This window comes from Peribacillus sp. SIMBA_075 (assembly GCF_046534585.1).
The window spans coordinates 1-241 of the sequence record NZ_JAWRYN010001464.1; the positions used below are offsets into that span (position 1 = coordinate 1).

Below are 241 nucleotides of genomic sequence, written 5' to 3' on the forward strand. Positions count from 1 at the left end.
GTTGACATCCACGCGTTCACCGCCGATGCGTTCAGTGAAATAGACGAGCGGATAAACCGTTGCATAGACATCAAGCTTTCCTTCTGTTGCGTCGCCTTCAGCGCCGCTATCGGATTCCGTGCTGCCACATGCGGCAAGCAATGAGATAAGTGCTATTCCAGATAATGCTGCTAATTTCTTCATAAAAATGTCCCTCCGAGTTTCCTGTAGATTATAAAATGTAATCGTTACGTTTTGATGC

Annotated in this window: 1 pseudogene; it reads right to left on the minus strand. The window is 46.1% G+C overall.

The features are described from left to right. Positions 1-183 (minus strand): annotated as a pseudogene (locus tag SB775_RS33245) (adhesin); the annotation flags it as partial. Between the last annotated feature and the right edge of the window lie 58 nt (positions 184-241).